This window comes from Hymenobacter oligotrophus, from assembly GCF_003574965.1.
Lineage (GTDB): Bacteria > Bacteroidota > Bacteroidia > Cytophagales > Hymenobacteraceae > Solirubrum > Solirubrum oligotrophum.
This window is the reverse complement of sequence record NZ_CP032317.1, coordinates 3,569,171-3,587,332: the sequence shown is the minus strand read 5'-3', so window position 1 is coordinate 3,587,332 and position 18,162 is coordinate 3,569,171. Positions and strand designations below refer to the sequence as shown.

Genomic DNA, 18,162 nt, shown 5'->3' with positions numbered 1-18,162 from the left:
ACGGGAGCCGTTTTGCGATGTTAGTTCATCGAGACGGTAGTCGCTCGAACGGGGGCGTTGCCGTTCTGCACCTCGGAGTAACTTACCTGCCGGGCAAAAAAGGCGTGCAACGAGTTTACGGGTTGGTAAGTGGGCTGGGGCGCCGCAGCAACCGATGTGCTGGCTTGCTCCTTAACAAGCTTACCTAAAATAACCAGGGCTAGCAGAACTACGAATTGTAAAAAAGATTTCATGTGAGCAATCGACAGGTGGAGGGAGCAGGCCCCTACAAAATTTGGGCCTAAACGTTGGCCAAGCCCGGTTGGCTTGGCTGGCAGGATCCCACTGATAAGCTTAAATGCGTCAATCAGTTTGGCCGACTGATAGTGCGGTATTGGGTCGCAAATTTACGCTTTGTTGGCGGGTAATCCTAGGTGGCTCAAACGTTTAGATGAGCCACGGGTGACAAAAAACGGGTTAAGAAAACGTGAACAACTGATTTCTACCGTTAGGTAGCGGGGGCGTGTACGGAGGCGGCGCGCAGAATGATACCTTTGAGTTGAAAGTTTTTTTAGCCTTGCTTACAAGCCTCTTTAAACCAATTAATTCCGTGCGTTTTTCTTTTCTCCACTTATCGGTTGCGCTCTTGGCGGCTGGCTTGTGCCTGCAAGCGCCCGCGGCCGAAGCGCAGCGCGTGCGCTCCACGCCGTTTGCCTACGTGCCCGAGCACACCGAAGACCCCTACAACCAGCGCGTGCACGTGAAAACCTTGCCCGTAGCCGGTAGCAAAGATTTTATCATCCTGAGCCACCGCTCGGCCTCGGAGTACGCCGTGGAGCGCTACGACGCCGACTTGAAGAAAGTGTGGTCGGCAGCGGTTCCGGTTGCCGCCGGCGAGAGCCTCGAGGCTTTTGCCCGCAACGATCAGCAGGCTTTGGTGGTGTTGCACCACAAGGATGAAACCGGCCAACACCTGCTGGTACAGCCCATCGACTTAAAAACGGGCCAGAAACTGCCGTCTAAAAAGGTAGCCGAAGGCGGCCCGCGCGAACGGCGCCCTGGCATCAGCATCTCGCCCGATGGCACGCAGCTGGTAGCCTTCCGCTACGTAACGCGCGAAGAGCAGATTAAGGCCCTGAACGCCGTGCACTACGACCGCCAGCTGAATAAGCTGAAGGACCGCAGCTACGACTTTGCGGCCCTAGGTTCGTTTTTCTCCCCTACCGTGTATGTGGCCAACGACGGCACGCAGTACGTGGCCCTGATCAGCGATAACAATCAGAAGCTGACGGTACGCCGCTACGCCGATGCCGAGCCCGAGGTAAAAGTGATGTCGGTAGCCGTAGGTGGCACGTTTAGCGGCAAAAAAGTAACGGTGCGCGATACGCAGTGGCGCCTGCTCGATGGCAAAACGCTCTACGGTGCTGCTATTTGTGCCGACTACAATTCGGGCGACTACTACAGCCTGAAGCTGGTGAAGTTCGATTTCGCCAACACCGACATGAAGTTTGCGCCGGAATTTAAGTTTACGCCTGAGTACCTGGCCGCGGTAAACAAAGCCACCGGTGGCTCGGCCAAGCGACTCGACGACGTGTACATTTCGGATGTGCTGCGCACCGACGACCAAAACGTAGTGGTAGTAGCCGAGAAGAAAGCCGAAGAAGGCGAAAACGCGCCGGTACACGCCCGCGAGCTGCACCTGTTCGGCTACAACGAGTTTCAGTCGCCCACATGGCAGAAGATCGTGGCCAAGCACCAGGTAGCCCCGGCCGCGGAGAGCTTTACCGGCATTGGCTACCGCGCCACCACCATCGGCAACGAAGTGAGCATTGTAACGATGGAAAAGCTGCAGAACAAGTCCGACCTGTTCGGGCGCAAAGTAACCGCCGCTACGGGCGTGGTTTCAGCCCCGAAGGCCCTGGGGCTAAACGTAGCCAACGACCAGCAACTGGCCTACGTGAAGGACTTTACCGCTTGGCTCGACGACAAAACCATGGTAGTGGTAACGCGCCCCAACAAAAAATCGGCCGCCCTGCAGCTCAACAAAATTGTGCTGAAGTAGATGCTCGATTTTTACTTGCTGGAAGATGACGCACTTAGGCCCAGTCCGGCTCGGCTGGCCGAACTGCCCAAAGCCGGCCAGTTATCGGCCGACGACTTCACGGACCTGCAAAACCAGCGTATTATCGAGAAACGATTAGACCATTGGCAGGATTTCCGTTGGAGCAATGGCATCGTGAATATGAAGCTGCAATTACTGCTGCACCGGTATCCGCAGCTTACGCCCGCCACTCCGTTGGCCGATACGCCTGAGCAGCGCTTGTTTCTGCTGCTGCTGAACGCCTCGGCAGCCAACACCGGTTTGCTGGCCATTGGCCACGACGACCACAGCACCTAGGGCGCTTGCGCAGCCTTCAACAAAAAACCGCCGCTCCAAGCCGGAGCGGCGGTTTTTCAGTTTTCCCCCATCGGGAAATACCCCTGCCGTTTCCCCGCGGCAGGGATGCTTGTGTGCTGTTTAGTACACGTAGTCGTTGGCCTCGATCAGCGGCGCGGCAATGCGACGGCGGGCCTCCTTGGTGTTGAACAGCTCAGCCTTGGTGAAGCGCTTCAGGCCCAGCGCCAGCAGGCGCTGCTCGTCGCCCTCGGTCATGGCGGCAATGGCGTCTTTGCCCGATTTGTTTACCAGGTCCACGGTGTCGGCCAGGTACACGCGAGCAATGTCGATCTGCGGACCTAGGGCGTCTTCGCCTTTCAGGCTCACTTCCTTCTCCACGCGCAGCAGCGTGCTTTCGGCGGTGTACACCTTAATGGCCATGTCGGCAATGTTCATCAGCACTTCCTGCTCCTTGGCGAGCGAGTTCATATACTTCTGAACGGCCGTGCCAGCTACCATCAGGATGGCCTTTTTCAGGTTCTTGATGGTCTTGTATTCTTTGCTGAACAGGCCGGTTTCTTCTTCGCCGCCAAAGTCCGGAATAGCCATCAGCTCCTGCTGCACAGCCATGGCCGGGCCCATCAGGTCCAACTCGCCTTTCATGGCCTTCTTCAGGATCATGTCGACGGCCAGCATGCGGTTGATTTCGTTGGTGCCCTCGAACAGGCGGTTGATGCGCGAGTCGCGGTAAGCGCGGTCCATGGGGTAGTCGGCCGAGAAGCCGTAACCACCGTAGATCTGCACGCCTTCATCTACCACGTAGTCGAGTACTTCCGAGCCTTCAACTTTCAGAATAGCGCACTCCACGGCAAACTCGCGGGCGGCACCCAGCAGGGCTTCGTTGGCCGATTGGCCCTGGCCTGCCATCTCTTGCTCTTTGCGGTAGATGTCCATGCCCGCACGGTAAATAGCCGACTCCACAGCGTAGATGCGGATGGCCTGCTGGGCAATCTTCTGACGAATTGCGCCGAACTTGGCAATCGGCAGTTTAAACTGCTGACGCTCGTTGGCGTACTTCACGCTCAGGCCCGCTACGCGCTTGGAAGCACCTAGGCAAGCCGCCGCCAGCTTAATGCGGCCGATGTTCAGGATGTTGAAGGCGATGAGGTGGCCTTTGCCAATCTCACCCAAGATGTTCTCCTTCGGCACCACGCAGTCGGACAGGAATACCTGGCGCGTAGACGAGCCTTTGATGCCCATCTTGTGCTCTTCGTTGCCGAAAGTGAGGCCGGGCGTACCGCGCTCCACAATGAAGCCCGTGAACTTGTCGCCATCCACTTGGGCGAAGACGATGAACACGTCGGCAAAGCCGGCGTTGGTAATCCACATCTTCTGGCCGTTCAGCACGTAGCCGCTGCCATCCTCCGTCAGCACGGCCTTGGTTTTAGCACCTAGGGCGTCGGAGCCGGAGCCGGGCTCGGTCAGGCAGTACGCCGCGAACTTGGTGCCGTTGGTGAGGTCCGGAATGTACTTGGCTTTCTGCTCCTCGGTACCAAAGTACAGGATGGGCAGCATGCCAATGCCGGTGTGGGCCGCGAAGGCAACCGGGAACGAGTGGCCACCGCCCACGCCCTCGGTTACAAGCAGCGAGGTATTGAAGTCCATGTCGTAGCCGCCGTACTCCGCCGGAATGCTCACGCCAAACAGGCCCAGCTCGCCAGCCTTGCGCATCAGGTTCTCCATCAGCCCTTCCTCGTGGTTGTCGAGGCGGTCGAGCAGCGGGTGCACTTCGTTTACTACGAAGTCAAGGCAAGTCTGGTACATCATGCGCTGCTCCTCCGAAAAGTCGGCAGGCGTGAATACGGATTGGGCTTCGGTTTCCTTGATGATGAACTCGCCGCCCTTGGTGGTTTGCTGGGTTACTTCCATGGCCGTGGGAATGTTGAGGGGATGTCTGAACTGTTAGGCTTGCCGACTATTTCGAGCCGACAAGGGCCGGCTGGTGCTTGTACCGAAAGGTAGTAAAAAATGTTATGCGTGCCGACTACTTTGGGTAAAGAAAACCCGGAAGGACCGGGCTTTCTGTCTGTTACCTAAAACAAAACCAGCAAATTCGTGCTTCGGTTCTGAAACTCAGCGGCTTTTTAAACTTGAGCTGTAGCGCGGGCTTCAGCCCGCGTTAGCCAGAACTACTGGGTCCCTGCGGTATCGCCCCAACGACTTCGTTCTAGCAAACTCGGACTACAAAGTCCGCGCTACAGTCGTGCTACTTCAGCAGCTCGTAGATGCCGGCTACGCCCTGGCCGCCGCCTACGCAGGCGGTTACCATGCCGTACTTCTTGCCGGTGCGGCGCAGCTCGTCGAACAGCTGAATGCTGAGCTTGGCGCCCGAACAGCCCAGCGGGTGACCTAGGGCAATGGCGCCGCCGTTCACGTTCAGCTTCTCGGGGTTGATGCCTAGCTCGCGCACTACTGCAATCGACTGCGAAGCAAAGGCCTCGTTCAGTTCGAACAGGTCGATGTCGTCGAGCTTCATGCCGGCTTGCTTCAGGGCTTTTGGCACGGCCTTGATGGGGCCCATACCCATGATGCGCGGGTCAACGCCTTCGGCGGCGTAGTTCACCATGCGGGCTACCGGTTCCAGGTTCAGCTCCTTCACCATGCGCTCCGACATCACGATGACGAAAGCAGCACCGTCGGAAGTCTGCGAGGAGTTGCCGGCCGTAACGGTGCCGTTCTGGGCAAACACCGGCCGCAAACGACCTAGGGCTTCTACCGAGGTGTCGGCGCGGGGGCCTTCGTCGGTATCCACCACGTAGGTGCGCTTCTTCTTTTTGCCCGAAGCTTGGTCGAGGTAGGTTTCCTCAACCGTAATCGGCACAATTTGATCCTTGAAGCGGCCTTCCTTGATGGCGCGGATGGCTTTCTGGTGCGAGTTGTAGCTGAACTCGTCCTGCTCCTCGCGCGTGATTTTGTAATCCTGCGCTACGGCTTCGGCCGTGAGGCCCATGCCGAGGTAGTAGTCGGGGTGCTTCTGGGCGAGGCCGTAGTTCGGCACAGTCTTCCAGCCCACGGTGGGCACCAGGCTCATGCTTTCGGTACCGCCCGCAATAATGCAGTCGGCCATGCCGGCCTTGATTTTGCCCACGGCCATGGCAATGGTTTCCACGCCCGAGCCGCAGTAGCGGTTCACGATGAGGCCCGGCACGTTGATGGGCAGGGCCAGCAGCGAAATCAGGCGGCCCATTTGCAAGCCCTGCTCGGCTTCGGGTACGGCGTTGCCCACCAGCACGTCATCGACGCGGGTTGGGTCGAGGGCCGGCACCGAGGCCATCAGGTGCTTGATTACCTCGGCGGCCAGGTCGTCGGGGCGGGTGAAGCGGAAACCACCGCGGGGCGCTTTGCCCACGGCCGTGCGGTAACCAGCTACGATATATGCTTCCATGTTGATTGAGTCTTGAAAGAAGGTAGAGGTTAGGCTAATGCTAGTTCCAGTCCCCCTCCTCAGATGAGGAGGGGCCAGGGGTGGTTGAAAAGCTAGAAATTAGGGGCTAGCTCTAGTAATCGTTGTAATGGTTCAACGGTCAGTCAACCACCCCTAGCCCCTCCTCATCTGAGGAGGGGAACTAGTTCTTAGCTATTAGTTTAGTTGCGCAGCGGTTTGCCGGTGGTGAGGATGCTCTGGATGCGCTCCAAGGTTTTCCGCTCGCCGGTGAGGCTCAGGAAGGCTTCGCGCTCCAGGTCCAGCAGGTATTGCTCGCTTACTTCGGTGTGGGCGCTTAGGTCGCCGCCGCACATCACGTAGGCCAACTTTTCGGCAATCTTCTGGTCGTGAGCCGAGATGTAGCGGCCTTCCTTCATGGCGTGCACGCCTGTTAGGAACATGCCCAGGGCGTTTTTGCCGTGCACCTTGATGTTGGTTTTCTGCGTGGGCATGGTGTAGCCCGCATCGGCCAGATCAATAGCTGCCTGCTTGGCCGCCATGATGGCGCGGTTGCTGTTTACCACCACCTCGTCGCCGCGGCGCATAAAGCCTAGGTCGAAAGCCTCCTGGGCCGACGTGGACACCTTGGCCATGGAGATGGTCACGAAGGTGTTGCGCAGTAGGTTCAGCTCCGGCTCGCCTTCTTCGTACTTGGCGGCCGTGCGCAACACCATTTCCTTGGTGCCACCACCGGCCGGAATCAGGCCTACGCCAAATTCCACCAGGCCCATGTAGGTTTCGGCCGCTGCTACCACCTTATCGGCGTGCAGGTTCAGCTCGCAGCCGCCGCCCAGCGTGAGGCCGTGCGGCACGCCCACTACGGGGATGCTGCTGTAGCGCATCCGCATCATGGCCTGCTGAAACTGGGCAATCATCATGTTAATCTCGTCGTAGTCCTGCTCCAGGGCGTACATGTACACCAGGCCCAGGTTGGCACCCGCCGAGAAGTTAGCGGCATCGTTGCCCACCACAAGGCCGCGGTAGCCCTGCTCGGCCATGTCCACGCCCTTCAGCAAGCCCTGAATCACGTCGGTGCCCAGGGTGTTCATCTTGGAGTGGAACTCCACGTTCAGGATGCCGTCGCCGAGGTCGATTACAGAAGCACCGGAGTTCTTCCACAGTACCTTGCCCGAAGCGCGCAGGTTGTCGAGGATGATGAAGTTCTCGACGCCCGGAATGGCCTTGTAACTTTTCGTTTCGGCATCGTAGTACTGCTTCACGCCCGCGGCGTCCACCTTGTAAAAAGTAGTGTTACCGGCGGCCAGCATTTCCTCTACCCACGGGGCGAGCTGCTTGCCGTTGGTCTTTACCAGCTCCACGCCGGCCTGCACACCTAGGGCATCCCAGGTTTCGAACGGACCCATTTCCCAGCCGAAGCCGGCGCGCAGGGCGTCGTCGATTTTGTACAGCGCGTCGGTGATTTCCGGAATGCGGTTCGACACGTAGGCGAACAGCCCGGCAAACGACTGGCGGTAGAACTCGCCCGCTTTGTCCTTGCCCGCGGCCAGCACCTTAAAGCGGTCGGCCAGCTTTTCGATGGGTTTGGTGGCTTCGAGGGTCGCAAACTTCACCTTGGCGCTGGGCTTGTACTCCAGCGTGCCTAGGTCAAGGGCCTGAATTTCCGACTTGCCGCCTTCGCCTTTTACCTTCTTGTAGAAGCCCTGGCCGGTTTTGTCGCCGAGCCACTTGTTCTCGCCCATTTTCCGCAGAAACTCGGGCAGCTGGAACGCGTCGCGGGCTTCGTCGTTGGGCAGGTTTTGGGCCAGGCCGTTGGCTACGTTAATGAGCGTATCCAAACCCACCACGTCGGAGGTGCGGAAGGTGGCCGACTTGGCGTGGCCGATAACCGGACCGGTCAGCTTATCTACTTCCTCCACCGTCAGGCCGAGCTTCTGCATTACCTGCAGCACGTCCATGATGGCGAATACGCCCACGCGGTTGGCGATAAATGCCGGGGTGTCTTTGGCCAATACGGTGGTTTTGCCCAGGTACAGGTCGCCGTAGTGCATCAGGAAATCCACCACCGACTGGTCCGTGTTCGGCGTCGGGATGATTTCGAGCAGCTTCAGGTAGCGGGGCGGGTTGAAGAAGTGCGTACCGCAGAAGTGCCGCTTGAAATCGTCGGAGCGGCCTTCCGTCATCAAGTGAATCGGAATGCCCGAGGTATTTGAGGTAATAAGCGTGCCGGGCTTGCGGAACTGCTCCACGCGGTCGAACAGGCTCTTCTTGATGTCGAGGCGCTCTACCACTACCTCAATCGTCCAGTCGCAGGTGGCAATTTCCTTGAGGTTGTCGTCGAAGTTGCCGGTTTTGATGCGGCTCACGTCGGCTTTGCGGTACAGCGGCGAGGGGCTGGCCTTCACGGCGGCTTCCAGCGAGCTGTTCACGATGCGGTTGCGCACCAGCGGCGAGTCGAGCGTGAGGCCTTTCTTCTCCTCGTCGGGCGTCAGCTCCTTCGGGGCGATGTCGAGCAGCAGCACTTGCACGCCGATGTTGGCGAAGTGGGCCGCAATGCGCGAGCCCATCACACCGGAGCCCAGTACGGCTACTTTCTTGATGGTACGATTCATTCTTTCAGGGAATGCGTGAATGAGTGAATGGTTGAGCACGGACCGCCGCCACCTAGGCGCCGCGGTTAAGCTTTTTTATCGGTTTTGAGGGGCCTCACCTTAAAGCCCTCGAAAATGCTTTTGCTGTCGATCAGGCCATTGATCTGACCCACCACGCGGAAAAACACCTCCAGCTGATCGGTGGGTACTTTCTCCCGAATCTTCTGGTTGAACTGCCGCACCGTTTGCCGCGACACCTCTTTCTTGCGCAAGCCTTCCTCCGTAAGGAAAATGCGCACCGAGCGTTTGTCCTGCTGATCGGCCTGTTTGTAGATGAGGCCCTTCTCCTCCATCGAGCGCAGAATGCGCGTAAGCGAGCGGGTTTCGAGGCCCAGCAGCGGCGCAATTTTGGTGGCCGGCGTGCCTTGTTCCTGATCGATGTTCAGGAGCACGAAGCCGATGCTTGTGGTGATGTCGTGTTTGGCCGCCTGCACATTGTACATGCGCGAAATGGCGTGCCACGCCACTTTTATATTATAGTCTACGGTTTCCTCGGGTTTCATGTAAGCGGCGGCCGGCATGCACCTGAGCCTGGGTAAACGTACAAATAATTTTGTTATGCAAGCATACTAGTTTGCCATAAAAAAGTTGGGCAGGCCGGCCTCGTTGCCCGAAGCCGGCCTGCCCTAAGGTAGGCGCCGCAGGGCACCTAGGGCAACACAAAATTTGCCCGCACGGCATTGGGGTTAACGTTGGCCACCACGCGCTGAATTTGCCCTGTGGAGGAGTTGCGTGAGTACGGCACAAAGTAGGTGGCCTCGCGGCCAATGCCGCCGCTGGCAGCACCTTTGTTCATGCCGTATGCGGCCACGTACACCCTGTCGCCCGAGGCGAAGCCAAGCTGTTGCAACTCATTGGCGTAAAAAGCTAACCGAAAGCGCCCAGTGCCGGGTGTGGGCGGCGAGGTAACATTTTGGCTCTGGCTGAGTTGCGTCGCCTGCAGATAATTGGCATGGCTGACGTCGGCGGTTTTGCCCACGTACACAATAATGGCGTACTGCGTGGGCGCGGGGTAGAGCTGCGCGTTGTAGCTCACGCTGCACTCGTAGGCGACTACCTCGCCGGGCAGCGAGTTGGGGCTTTTGGCCACGCTCTTCAGGTCGGTGATGCGCGTAGAGCTTTGCTCGCTCAGCAGTACCGGGGCCATGGTACGCGGAGTCAGGTCGTTGATGTTTGCCTCGTAGCGCATGGTGCCCAAGCCGGCACGGCTCAGGCTAAGCACGTGCTGGCCCAATGGCACATTAGTAAGTTGGTAGGCGCCATTGGCATCGGTAACGGTCGATACTGTGGTGCCCTCGAGCCTTACCGCCACGCCTTCTTTGCCCAGCGGCTGTAGCTGCTCGTCTTCGGCTTGCACCATGCCCGAAATCGTGGTAGTTGTGGCCACGGTTGGCGGCGTAGGGTCTTGGCGCTTGCTATTGCCACAGCCCGCCGCCAGCAGTGCGCCGCCTAGCAGCAAAGTCACCGGCGACAAATAAGAGTTAATCATGTAAGTAAGCGATAATGAAAGTGGATTTGGAGGGTTAAAGGTAGCCCGCTTGCGGCCATGAGCAACAACGGCCCGGCTGCCACCTAGGGCAACCGGGCCGTTGTGATACAAACGGGCAGCGTGGGCACTTACCGCACAGCTTCTACTTGATAGAGGCTGTCGATAATGTCCTTGTAGTTGTTGCTAATGATCTTGCGCTTCACCTTCATGGTGGGCGTCAGCTCGCCGCTTTCCACCGTCCATTGCGCGGGCAGCAGCACTTCCTTCTTCACTTGCTCCCACTGCGCAAAGCCTTGGTTGTACTTGCCCACCAGCTCGTGATACATGGCGCACACCTTTTCGTTGCGGATGATGTCTTCGTTTGAGCCGTTGCAGTCCACGTTGTGGCGCTGGCACCATTTCTTCAGTTCGTCGAACGACGGTACCAGCAGCACGGCCGGGAACTTCTGCCCGTCGCCGACGACCATGGCCTGCTCGATGAGGGGGGACTCCTTGAGCTTGTTTTCGATGACCTGCGGGGCCACGTACTTGCCGCCCGAGGTCTTGAACATCTCCTTCTTGCGGTCGGTGATTTTGAGGAAGCGCCCGTTGACGAACTCGCCGATGTCGCCCGTGTGGAACCAGCCCTCCGCGTCAATCACCTCCGCCGTCAAATCCGGCCGGTTGTAGTAGCCCTTCATCACCGAGGCCGACTTGGTCAAGATCTCCCCGTCGGGCGCAATCTTCACTTCGGTGTTATCAACGAGCGGCCCTACGCAGCCAATCTTGTTGTTTTCGGGCTCGAAACCGTTCACGGCAATTACCGGCGAGGTTTCCGTTAGGCCGTAGCCCTCCATCACCCGGATGCCTGCCGCCCAGAACACCCGCGCCAGGCGCGGCTGCAACGCCCCACCCCCCGAAACGATACAGCGGATATTGCCACCTAGGGCCTCCTGCCACTTCGAGAAGATGAGCTTACGCGCCAGTTTCAGCTGGGTGTTGTAGAAGAATCCTTTGTCCTCCTGCGTGTCGAAGTCCAAGCCTAGGTTAAGCGCCCAGAAGAACAGGTTCTTCTTCACGCCGTCCAGCTCGTAGCCTTTGGCCACAATCTTGTCGTACACTTTTTCGAGCAGGCGCGGCACCGTGGTAAAAATGTTGGGCTTTACCTCGCGCAGGTTGTCGGCAATGGTTTCCATGCTCTCGGCGTAGTAAATGCTCACGCCGTTGATCATGTAGAGGTAGGTAACCATCCGCTCGAAAATATGGCAGAGCGGCAAGAAGCTCAGGGCTTTGTCGTCCTTGGTTACCGGCACCGAGGCTTGCGCGTTGCGGCAGTTGCTCAGGATGTTGTCGTGCGAGAGCATTACGCCCTTGGGCTTGCCGGTGGTGCCCGAGGTGTAAATGAGCGTCAGCAGGTCGTCGGGTTGTACGGCGGCTTTCATGCGCTCCAGCTCGGCTTTGTCGCCGCCCTGGCCCATGGCCAGCAGGTCGTCGAAGTGGCGTGCGCCGGGCACCCGATCGAAGGTAAAAATGCAATCGTCGGAAATATCGAGGCCGGCCGTGGCTTGCTTTACTTTATCGTAGAGCTCTTTGTCGGATACCACAACAGCTTTCACACCGGCATCGGCAAAAATATATGCGTAATCCTCCACCGTGATGGTGGGGTACATGGGCACTGTTACGGCACCGAGCTGCGAAATACCGAAGTCCGTCATCAGCCACTCGGGGCGGTTCATCGAGATGATGGCCACTTTGTCGTCTTTCCCCACGCCTAGTTTGCGCAGGCCAAAGCTTACCCGTTCGGCGTTGTCGAGAATCTGTTGGGTGCTGAACGGCTGCCAGTTGCCAGCGCGCTTGGCCGCAAGGCAATCAGCTTTCGGAAAGTTTTGTAGCTGATAAGGCAGAATATCGAAGGTGCGGCGAACGTCCATAAGGAGAAAAGGTCGGGAGGGAATTCTTCCTGAAATAAATACATTTTTTGGCTCAAACGCTATTAACAGGCCTTAATTTGGGTGTTTGCGGCAGGGTTTTTCAGTAGCTTTGACACCGGCGGCCTTGGGCGCGCTGGCGCGGCTGCACTGTTGTTATGAATCTGGCCCTGTTTTTCGACCCGCTCGCCGACGAAGCCCCCGCCTGGGGCAGCACCACGCTGGGCGCACACGCGGCCCGTTTCGTTGATACCTTCCCGGATTGGCGCTCCGCCGACCTTGCCCTAATTGGCCTGAACGAGTGGCGCGGCAGCGCGGCCGGCCAACCCGCCGCCTCGGCGCCCGATGCCGTACGCCAGCGCTTTTACCAGCTGCAACGCGGCACGGGCCCCTGCCGCCTCGTCGACCTAGGCAACTTGCGCAACGGCCTCACGCTCGAGGACACGTACCTACGCTTGCGCGAAATTGTGGCGGCCCTGCTCGAGCACAACACGGTACCCGTATTGCTCGGCGGCTCGCACGACCTAGACATCGGCCAGTTTTTGGCCTACGAAACCCTCGACCGCCCCGTAAGCCTCTCCTGCGTGGACGCCCGCGTGGACATGGCCGAGGAAGCTGGCGCCCACGCCGAAGACACGCACCTGCGCCGCTTGCTGATGCACGAGCCCAACTTTCTGTTCAACTTCGGGCAGTTGGGGCATCAGCAATATTTGGTGCCTACCTCGGTGCTGGCGGCGCTCGAGAAGCTGCACTTCGAAACCCTGCGCCTAGGTGAAATCAGGGCCGATGTGCGGCAGGCCGAGCCGCTGCTGCGCCAAGCCGATTTGGTGAGCTTCGATTTGACGGCGCTGCGCTGGCCGGAGTTTCCGGGGTACTTGCCGGCGTCGCCGTTTGGCCTCACGGCCGAAGAAGCAGCGCAGCTGTGCTGGTACGCCGGCCACAACGACCAGCTCACCAGCATCGGCCTGTACGGCTACCGCCCCGACCACGACTTGCTGGGCCTAGGTGCCGCCACTGCCGCTACCATGCTGTGGTACTTTGTGGAGGGCTACTACCACCGCCGCAACGAAACCGATTTTACGAGCCGCCGCTTTATTCGCTACGCCGTGGGGCTGCCTGGCAACCCGGCCAAGCTGGTGTTTTACAAAGCCAAGCGCACCGAAAAGTGGTGGATGGAGGTCGAAAGCCTAGCCGATAGCTCGGTGCGCCGCATTGTGCCTTGCAGCTACCAAGATTACCTGCGCGCTGCCCAAGGCGACCTGCCCAACCGCTGGATTCTGACGCAGGCGCTGCTTGGGTAATTACCAATCATTAAGCATTAGTTGAACACGCACATTCCTGCTACCGCCGACGGCACGCCTATTTCCGAACTGCCCGAGTACTCGGTGCACCAGCTGGCCCTGCGCAACGGGCAAGACCGCGACGAAATTTGGTTTGCCTACCACGGGCTGATTTACGACGTAACCCGTTCGCGCCTCTGGAGCCGCGGGCACCACTACGAGCACTGGGCCGGGCAAGACTTAACCGCCGAGCTTGACCAAGATGCGCCGCACACCGTAAATGTGCTCGACAAGTTTTACGTAGTAGGACGACTGAAGGCCGCCCCGCCCAAACCCTAGGTGGGCAGGGCGCGCGGCCAAGTGGCAGCCGAAGCTGGCCCATGCGTTCCTTTGCATCCGTTCTCTATCCCACTTTACCCCTCCCACCCGTGAGTACTACCGAAAGCGCCTCGCAGTTCGACCACCTCGAAACGCTGCCTACCGCCCAGCTGCTGGCCAACATTAACCAGCTTGACCAGACAGTGCCCCAAGCGGTTGAAAAGGCCCTACCGCAGATTGAGCAACTGGTGGAAGCCACCGTACGCAGCCTGCAAGCAGGCGGCCGGTTGTTCTACATCGGGGCAGGCACCAGCGGCCGCCTAGGTATTTTGGATGCCTCGGAATGCCCGCCCACGTTTGGCGTGCCGCACGGCTTGGTAGTTGGCCTTATTGCCGGCGGCGACACCGCCATTCGCAAAGCCGTGGAAAACGCCGAGGACGATTCGGAGCAAGCCTGGCGCGACTTGCAGGAGCACAACATCACCAGCAACGACATTGTGGTGGGCATTGCTGCTTCGGGCCGCACGCCCTACGTGATTGGCGGCCTGGAGCGCGCCCGGCAACAGGGCCTTGCCACGGGCTGCGTGGTGTGCAACGCCGGCTCGGCAGTGGCGGCGGCGGCGGAGTTTCCGGTGGAGGTGGTTACCGGCCCCGAGTTTGTAACGGGCAGCACCCGCATGAAGGCCGGCACCGCCCAGAAGCTGGTGCTCAACATGCTCACCACTGCCACCATGATTCGCCTAGGTCGGGTGAAGGGCAACAAGATGGTGGACATGCAGCTGACCAACGCCAAGCTCGTCGACCGCGGCGAGCGGATGCTGATGGACGAGTTGGGCATCGACCAAAGCCACGCCGCCGAGCTGCTGCAGCTGCACGGCTCGGTGCGGGCCGCCTTGGCCGCACACAGCGGGCACTAGGCTACCCTGCGCTTACTTATTGCCGAGCACGCTCCCAGGGGCGTGCTCGGTTGTTTTAAGGCGTTTTCGCAACCAAGCGGAACACTCAGCCGGCCCGGACGTTTCTACCCTAACAACGGGTTTGCCGCTGCCCCCAATACCGCCACTTCTGCCTTATGCATACCATCGAACCCCATTACGCCTGGATGGAGCAATACTCGGCCTCGGAAGACCCTAGGTCGCCGCTGTTCGGGGCCGAAAACAGCCTCGACAACTACGTCAATACCATCTACGGCTACTTCATTCATCCGCAGTGGGATGACATGGAGTCGGACACGCTGTTCCTGAAGATCTTATTCGTCGACTACGAGCAGGGCGTGGCCATCATCGAGTTCATCGGGGAGTGGAACGACGCCATCGAAAACGACATCATGCAGCTGAAGCGGCAAATCATCGACCCGATGGTCCACCAAGGCATTCACCGCTACATCCTTATCGGCGAAAACGTGTTCAACTTCCACGGCTCCGACGATTCGTACTACGAAGAATGGTTTGAGGACGTGGAGGACGGGTGGATTGCCGCCCTCAATTTTCAGGAGCACGTGGCGCGCGAAATGCGCCAGTACAACATCGATTCCTACATCAACTTCGGCGGCCAGCTCGATGAGCTGCCCTGGCGCACCTACCCGCCCAACAAGCTGATGAGCGTGGTCGAAAACCTGTTGCAGCGCCGCCTGGGCGCCTAGCCCTAGGTGCCCTGCGGCCCCAAAACAAACAAGAGCGCCCCGTTGCCGGAGCGCTCTTGTTGTATGTGCCTGCCCGAAGGCAGCGCAAAATTACTGCTGGGTGGTGGTGCCAGCGGCCGGAGCCGTGGTAGCGCCTTCAGCAGCCGGAGCCTCTTCGATGGCTTCAGCCTGAGCTTCGCCAGCTTCGCGGGTCGAGTCAGCAGCTTCTTCCATTTTGTCAGCCGAAGCTTCGGCACCAGCTTCTACGTTTTCAGCGGTTTGCTCAGCAGCTTGCTCGGTTTTGCTTTCGCACGAAGCGAAGGTGAACGAAGCGGCAGCCAGAGCGAGGAACAGAACCTTTTTCATGGTAATGGTAGGTGAAAAGTGGTGGAGTTGAAAATCTTAACCAGTGGAGCTGCCAAGCAACGTCGGCAACTTCTGGTGCTTTATACCTCACCCTTTTACAGGTAACCCGCACCGCTGAAAAAAACTTCGGGCGGGCCCCAAAAAAAGCCCGCCCGGTGCTGCCAAGGCAGATTACTTTTTGCGGTACACGATGCCGATGGGCACGCCCGTAAAGTCGAAATGCTCGCGCAAGCGGTTTTCGAGGTAGCGCGTGTACGACTCCTTCACGTACTGCGGCAAGTTGCAGAAGAACGCAAACACCGGGTTGTGCGTGGGCAGCTGCGTTACGTACTTGATGCGTACCATTTTGCCCTTGGTGGTGGGCGGCGGGTAGGCCTCAATTTCGCGCAGCATTACCTCGTTCAGTTCCGAGGTAGGCACCTTCTTCCGCTTGTTGGCATACACCTCCATCGCGGTTTCGATGGCCTTGTGCACGCGCTGCTTGGTAACAGCGCTGGTGAACACGATGGGCGGGTAGCTGATGGGCTTGATGCGCTCGTAGATCTGATCCTGAAACTCCTTGGCCGTGTTGGTTTCCTTGTTCTCGATCAGGTCCCACTTGTTCACCAAAATCACGATGCCCTTGCGGTTGCGGTCGGCCAGGCCGATGATGTTCACGTCCTGGGCCTCGATGCCACGGGTCGCGTCGAGCATCACAATTACCACGTCCGATTCCTCCATGGCGCGCAGCGACCGGAGGTTGGAGTAGAACTCGATGTCCTCGTCGACGCGGGCCTTGCGGCGCAAACCAGCCGTGTCGATCAGGATGAACTCGTTGCCGAAGGCGTTGTAGCGCGTGTGAATGGCGTCGCGGGTGGTGCCGGCAATGTCCGTCACGATGCTGCGCTCCTCGCCCAGGAGCACATTCACGAACGACGACTTGCCCACGTTGGGGCGGCCCATTACTGAAATGCGCGGAATGCCCTCGTCGGGGTTCTCCACGCCTTCGTCCTCGAAGTGGCTAACCACGGCATCGAGCAGCTCGCCGGTGCCGCCGCCCGACTGCGAGCTAATGGGAAAGATGTCGCCGGTGCCGATACCTAGGGCGTAGAACTCGCCGGCGGCTTGATAACGCTGCGTCGAATCGGCTTTGTTGGCTACTAAGTAAATGGGTTTTTTGCCTTCGTAGCGGCGCAGCACGTTGGCAAACTCCTCGTCGAGGGGGTGCAGGCCGGTGTCCACGTCCACCATAAACAGCACCACGTCGGCCTCGTCGATGGCCAGCTTCACTTGCTTGCGGATGCCTTCCTCGAACACGTCGTCGGAGCCGACTACGTAGCCGCCCGTGTCAATTACGGTAAAGTACTTGCCTGTCCACTCTCCGTAGCCGTAGTGCCGGTCGCGCGTTACGCCCGACTGGTTGTCCATGATGGCCTTGCGTTCACCGACCAAGCGGTTGAACAGCGTGGACTTGCCCACGTTGGGGCGGCCCACAATTGCAATGGTATTTCTCATTGTGCTAACCCCAGCCGTCGGTCCGACCAATTCCGCCAGTGCCCGGGGTAGTTAAGTTGATTTTTATATGGGTCGGACTCTATTTATCTGTCATCCTGAGCGCAGTGAAGGACCTTGTGCCGCGTGAACGACAAACGTTAGATAGTTGCTATCTGACGTGATAAGGTCCTTTGGCTACGCCTCAGGATGACAAACGAATCTTTTGTTCTCTATTCCGGCTTGTACCCGAAGCGGTTGAGCATCTTAGGGTCGGTGCGCCAGTTTTCGTTGACTTTGACGTGCAGCTCCAGGAACACCTTTTTCTGGAAAAACTTCTCCATTTCCTCGCGGGCCCAGGTGCCCACCTTTTTTAGGGCTGCGCCGCCCTGGCCGATGATGATGCCTTTTTGGGAAGCGCGCTCGGTGTAGATGATGCCCCGCACGCGGATGATCACGTCGTCTTCCTTAAACTCTTCAATCACCACTTCCGTGCTGTAAGGCACTTCTTTTTTGTAGAGCTTGAAGATTTTCTCCCGGATCATTTCCGAAGCAAAAAAGCGCTCGGGCTTGTCGGTTAGCTCGTCTTTGGGGTAAAAGGCTTCGTGCTCGGGCAGGCGGTCGAGGATGTGGTTGAACACCTGCTCGGTGTTGAAGGCGTTGAGGGCCGAAATCGGGACGATTTCGGCGGCGTTGGGCATTTGCTCGCGCCAGTACGCCATTTTGGCCTCCACCTCTTCCTGCGTGGCCTGGTCGATTTTGTTGATCAGCAGCAGCACCGGCACTTCCGAGCGGCGCAGGCGCTCCACCACGGGTTCCTCGTCGTGTTTCTCGTAAATGTCCGTTACGAACAAGATTACGTCGGCGTCCTCAAGCGACGAGTACACAAACGACATCATGGCCGATTGCAACTCGTATTTGGGCTGAATGATGCCGGGCGTATCGGAGTATACCAGCTGAAAGTCGGGGCCGTTGAGGATGCCCAGAATGCGGTGGCGCGTGGTTTGGGCCTTGCTGGTGATGATGCTGAGCCGCTCGCCCACCAGCACGTTCATCAACGTCGATTTGCCCACGTTGGGCTTGCCGATGATGCTCACGAAGCCGGCTCGGTGCGGTTTGGGTTCAGTAGTCACGTTGGTAATGCGTTAAGGGGCACAAAGGTACGGCTTTATGACGGGCCGGCCTGCATGGGCTGAACAATAGCACCTTACGAAGGTTGCTGCCCGCACGGCCAACGCCCCCGTTACTAGTGCTGCCGGGGC

At 58.8% G+C, this 18,162-nt stretch carries 16 protein-coding genes; 6 read left to right on the top strand and 10 right to left on the bottom strand.

The genetic code is table 11. The features are described from left to right. Nucleotides 1-20: 20 nt before the first annotated feature. Nucleotides 21-233, bottom strand: coding sequence for a hypothetical protein (locus D3Y59_RS15430; RefSeq protein ID WP_119445858.1), 213 nt, complete (start codon nucleotides 231-233; stop codon nucleotides 21-23). A gap of 356 nt (nucleotides 234-589) precedes the next feature. On the opposite strand from D3Y59_RS15430, the gene D3Y59_RS15425 reads away from it, so the two are divergent. Both D3Y59_RS15425 and D3Y59_RS15420 read left to right on the top strand, forming a co-directional pair. Beyond that, nucleotides 590-2,041, top strand: coding sequence for a hypothetical protein (locus tag D3Y59_RS15425; RefSeq protein WP_162910828.1), 1,452 nt, complete (start codon nucleotides 590-592; stop codon nucleotides 2,039-2,041). Next, nucleotides 2,042-2,377 carry a hypothetical protein gene (locus D3Y59_RS15420; protein WP_119445856.1) on the top strand — a complete coding sequence of 112 codons (336 nt, stop codon included), beginning with the start codon at nucleotides 2,042-2,044 and terminating at the stop codon, nucleotides 2,375-2,377. A 120-nt stretch (nucleotides 2,378-2,497) separates the two neighbouring features. On the opposite strand, the gene D3Y59_RS15415 is transcribed toward D3Y59_RS15420, so the two are convergent. The 6 genes from D3Y59_RS15415 to D3Y59_RS15390 all read right to left on the bottom strand — a co-directional run bounded on the left by D3Y59_RS15415 (nucleotide 2,498) and on the right by D3Y59_RS15390 (nucleotide 11,848). Beyond that, nucleotides 2,498-4,285 (bottom strand): acyl-CoA dehydrogenase family protein, encoded by a 1,788-nt coding sequence (locus D3Y59_RS15415; protein WP_119445855.1) that lies wholly within the window; start codon nucleotides 4,283-4,285, stop codon nucleotides 2,498-2,500. 337 nt (nucleotides 4,286-4,622) lie between these two features. Beyond that, on the bottom strand, nucleotides 4,623-5,801 hold the full coding sequence (locus D3Y59_RS15410) for a thiolase family protein (protein ID WP_119445854.1): 1,179 nt from the start codon (nucleotides 5,799-5,801) through the stop codon (nucleotides 4,623-4,625). A gap of 200 nt (nucleotides 5,802-6,001) precedes the next feature. Then, nucleotides 6,002-8,410 (bottom strand): 3-hydroxyacyl-CoA dehydrogenase/enoyl-CoA hydratase family protein, encoded by a 2,409-nt coding sequence (locus D3Y59_RS15405; RefSeq protein ID WP_119445853.1) that lies wholly within the window; start codon nucleotides 8,408-8,410, stop codon nucleotides 6,002-6,004. A gap of 65 nt (nucleotides 8,411-8,475) precedes the next feature. Next, a complete protein-coding gene (locus D3Y59_RS15400) occupies nucleotides 8,476-8,952 on the bottom strand; it encodes a MarR family winged helix-turn-helix transcriptional regulator (protein WP_119446510.1) in 477 nt (158 codons plus the stop codon). Between the two features lie 146 nt (nucleotides 8,953-9,098). Next, the gene (locus tag D3Y59_RS15395; RefSeq protein ID WP_119445852.1) at nucleotides 9,099-9,938 is read right to left on the bottom strand and encodes a carboxypeptidase-like regulatory domain-containing protein; all 840 of its coding nucleotides are present in this window, start codon (nucleotides 9,936-9,938) and stop codon (nucleotides 9,099-9,101) included. A 128-nt stretch (nucleotides 9,939-10,066) separates the two neighbouring features. Further along, a complete protein-coding gene (locus D3Y59_RS15390; RefSeq protein ID WP_119445851.1) occupies nucleotides 10,067-11,848 on the bottom strand; it encodes an AMP-dependent synthetase/ligase in 1,782 nt (593 codons plus the stop codon). Between the two features lie 155 nt (nucleotides 11,849-12,003). Between D3Y59_RS15390 and D3Y59_RS15385 the strand changes: the two genes are divergently transcribed. The 4 genes from D3Y59_RS15385 to D3Y59_RS15370 all read left to right on the top strand — a co-directional run bounded on the left by D3Y59_RS15385 (nucleotide 12,004) and on the right by D3Y59_RS15370 (nucleotide 15,085). Then, entirely contained in the window at nucleotides 12,004-13,146 is a 1,143-nt protein-coding gene (locus tag D3Y59_RS15385) for a formimidoylglutamase (protein WP_119445850.1), read from the top strand. 21 nt (nucleotides 13,147-13,167) lie between these two features. Beyond that, nucleotides 13,168-13,464: a cytochrome b5 domain-containing protein gene (locus D3Y59_RS15380; protein ID WP_240410396.1), complete on the top strand. Its 297-nt coding sequence runs from the start codon at nucleotides 13,168-13,170 to the stop codon at nucleotides 13,462-13,464. Nucleotides 13,465-13,505: 41 nt separating this feature from the next. Beyond that, nucleotides 13,506-14,360, top strand: a complete 855-nt coding sequence (murQ, locus tag D3Y59_RS15375; RefSeq protein ID WP_119445849.1) for an N-acetylmuramic acid 6-phosphate etherase — start codon at nucleotides 13,506-13,508, stop codon at nucleotides 14,358-14,360. 155 nt (nucleotides 14,361-14,515) lie between these two features. Beyond that, the gene (locus tag D3Y59_RS15370; protein ID WP_119445848.1) at nucleotides 14,516-15,085 is read left to right on the top strand and encodes a hypothetical protein; all 570 of its coding nucleotides are present in this window, start codon (nucleotides 14,516-14,518) and stop codon (nucleotides 15,083-15,085) included. A 90-nt stretch (nucleotides 15,086-15,175) separates the two neighbouring features. On the opposite strand, the gene D3Y59_RS15365 is transcribed toward D3Y59_RS15370, so the two are convergent. The 3 genes from D3Y59_RS15365 to era form a co-directional block, all read right to left on the bottom strand. Continuing rightward, on the bottom strand, nucleotides 15,176-15,430 hold the full coding sequence (locus D3Y59_RS15365; RefSeq protein WP_119445847.1) for a hypothetical protein: 255 nt from the start codon (nucleotides 15,428-15,430) through the stop codon (nucleotides 15,176-15,178). A 171-nt stretch (nucleotides 15,431-15,601) separates the two neighbouring features. Further along, nucleotides 15,602-16,924, bottom strand: a complete 1,323-nt coding sequence (gene der, locus D3Y59_RS15360; protein WP_119445846.1) for a ribosome biogenesis GTPase Der — start codon at nucleotides 16,922-16,924, stop codon at nucleotides 15,602-15,604. Between the two features lie 209 nt (nucleotides 16,925-17,133). Next, nucleotides 17,134-18,033, bottom strand: coding sequence for a GTPase Era (era, locus tag D3Y59_RS15355; RefSeq protein WP_119445845.1), 900 nt, complete (start codon nucleotides 18,031-18,033; stop codon nucleotides 17,134-17,136). Nucleotides 18,034-18,162: the final 129 nt, after the last annotated feature.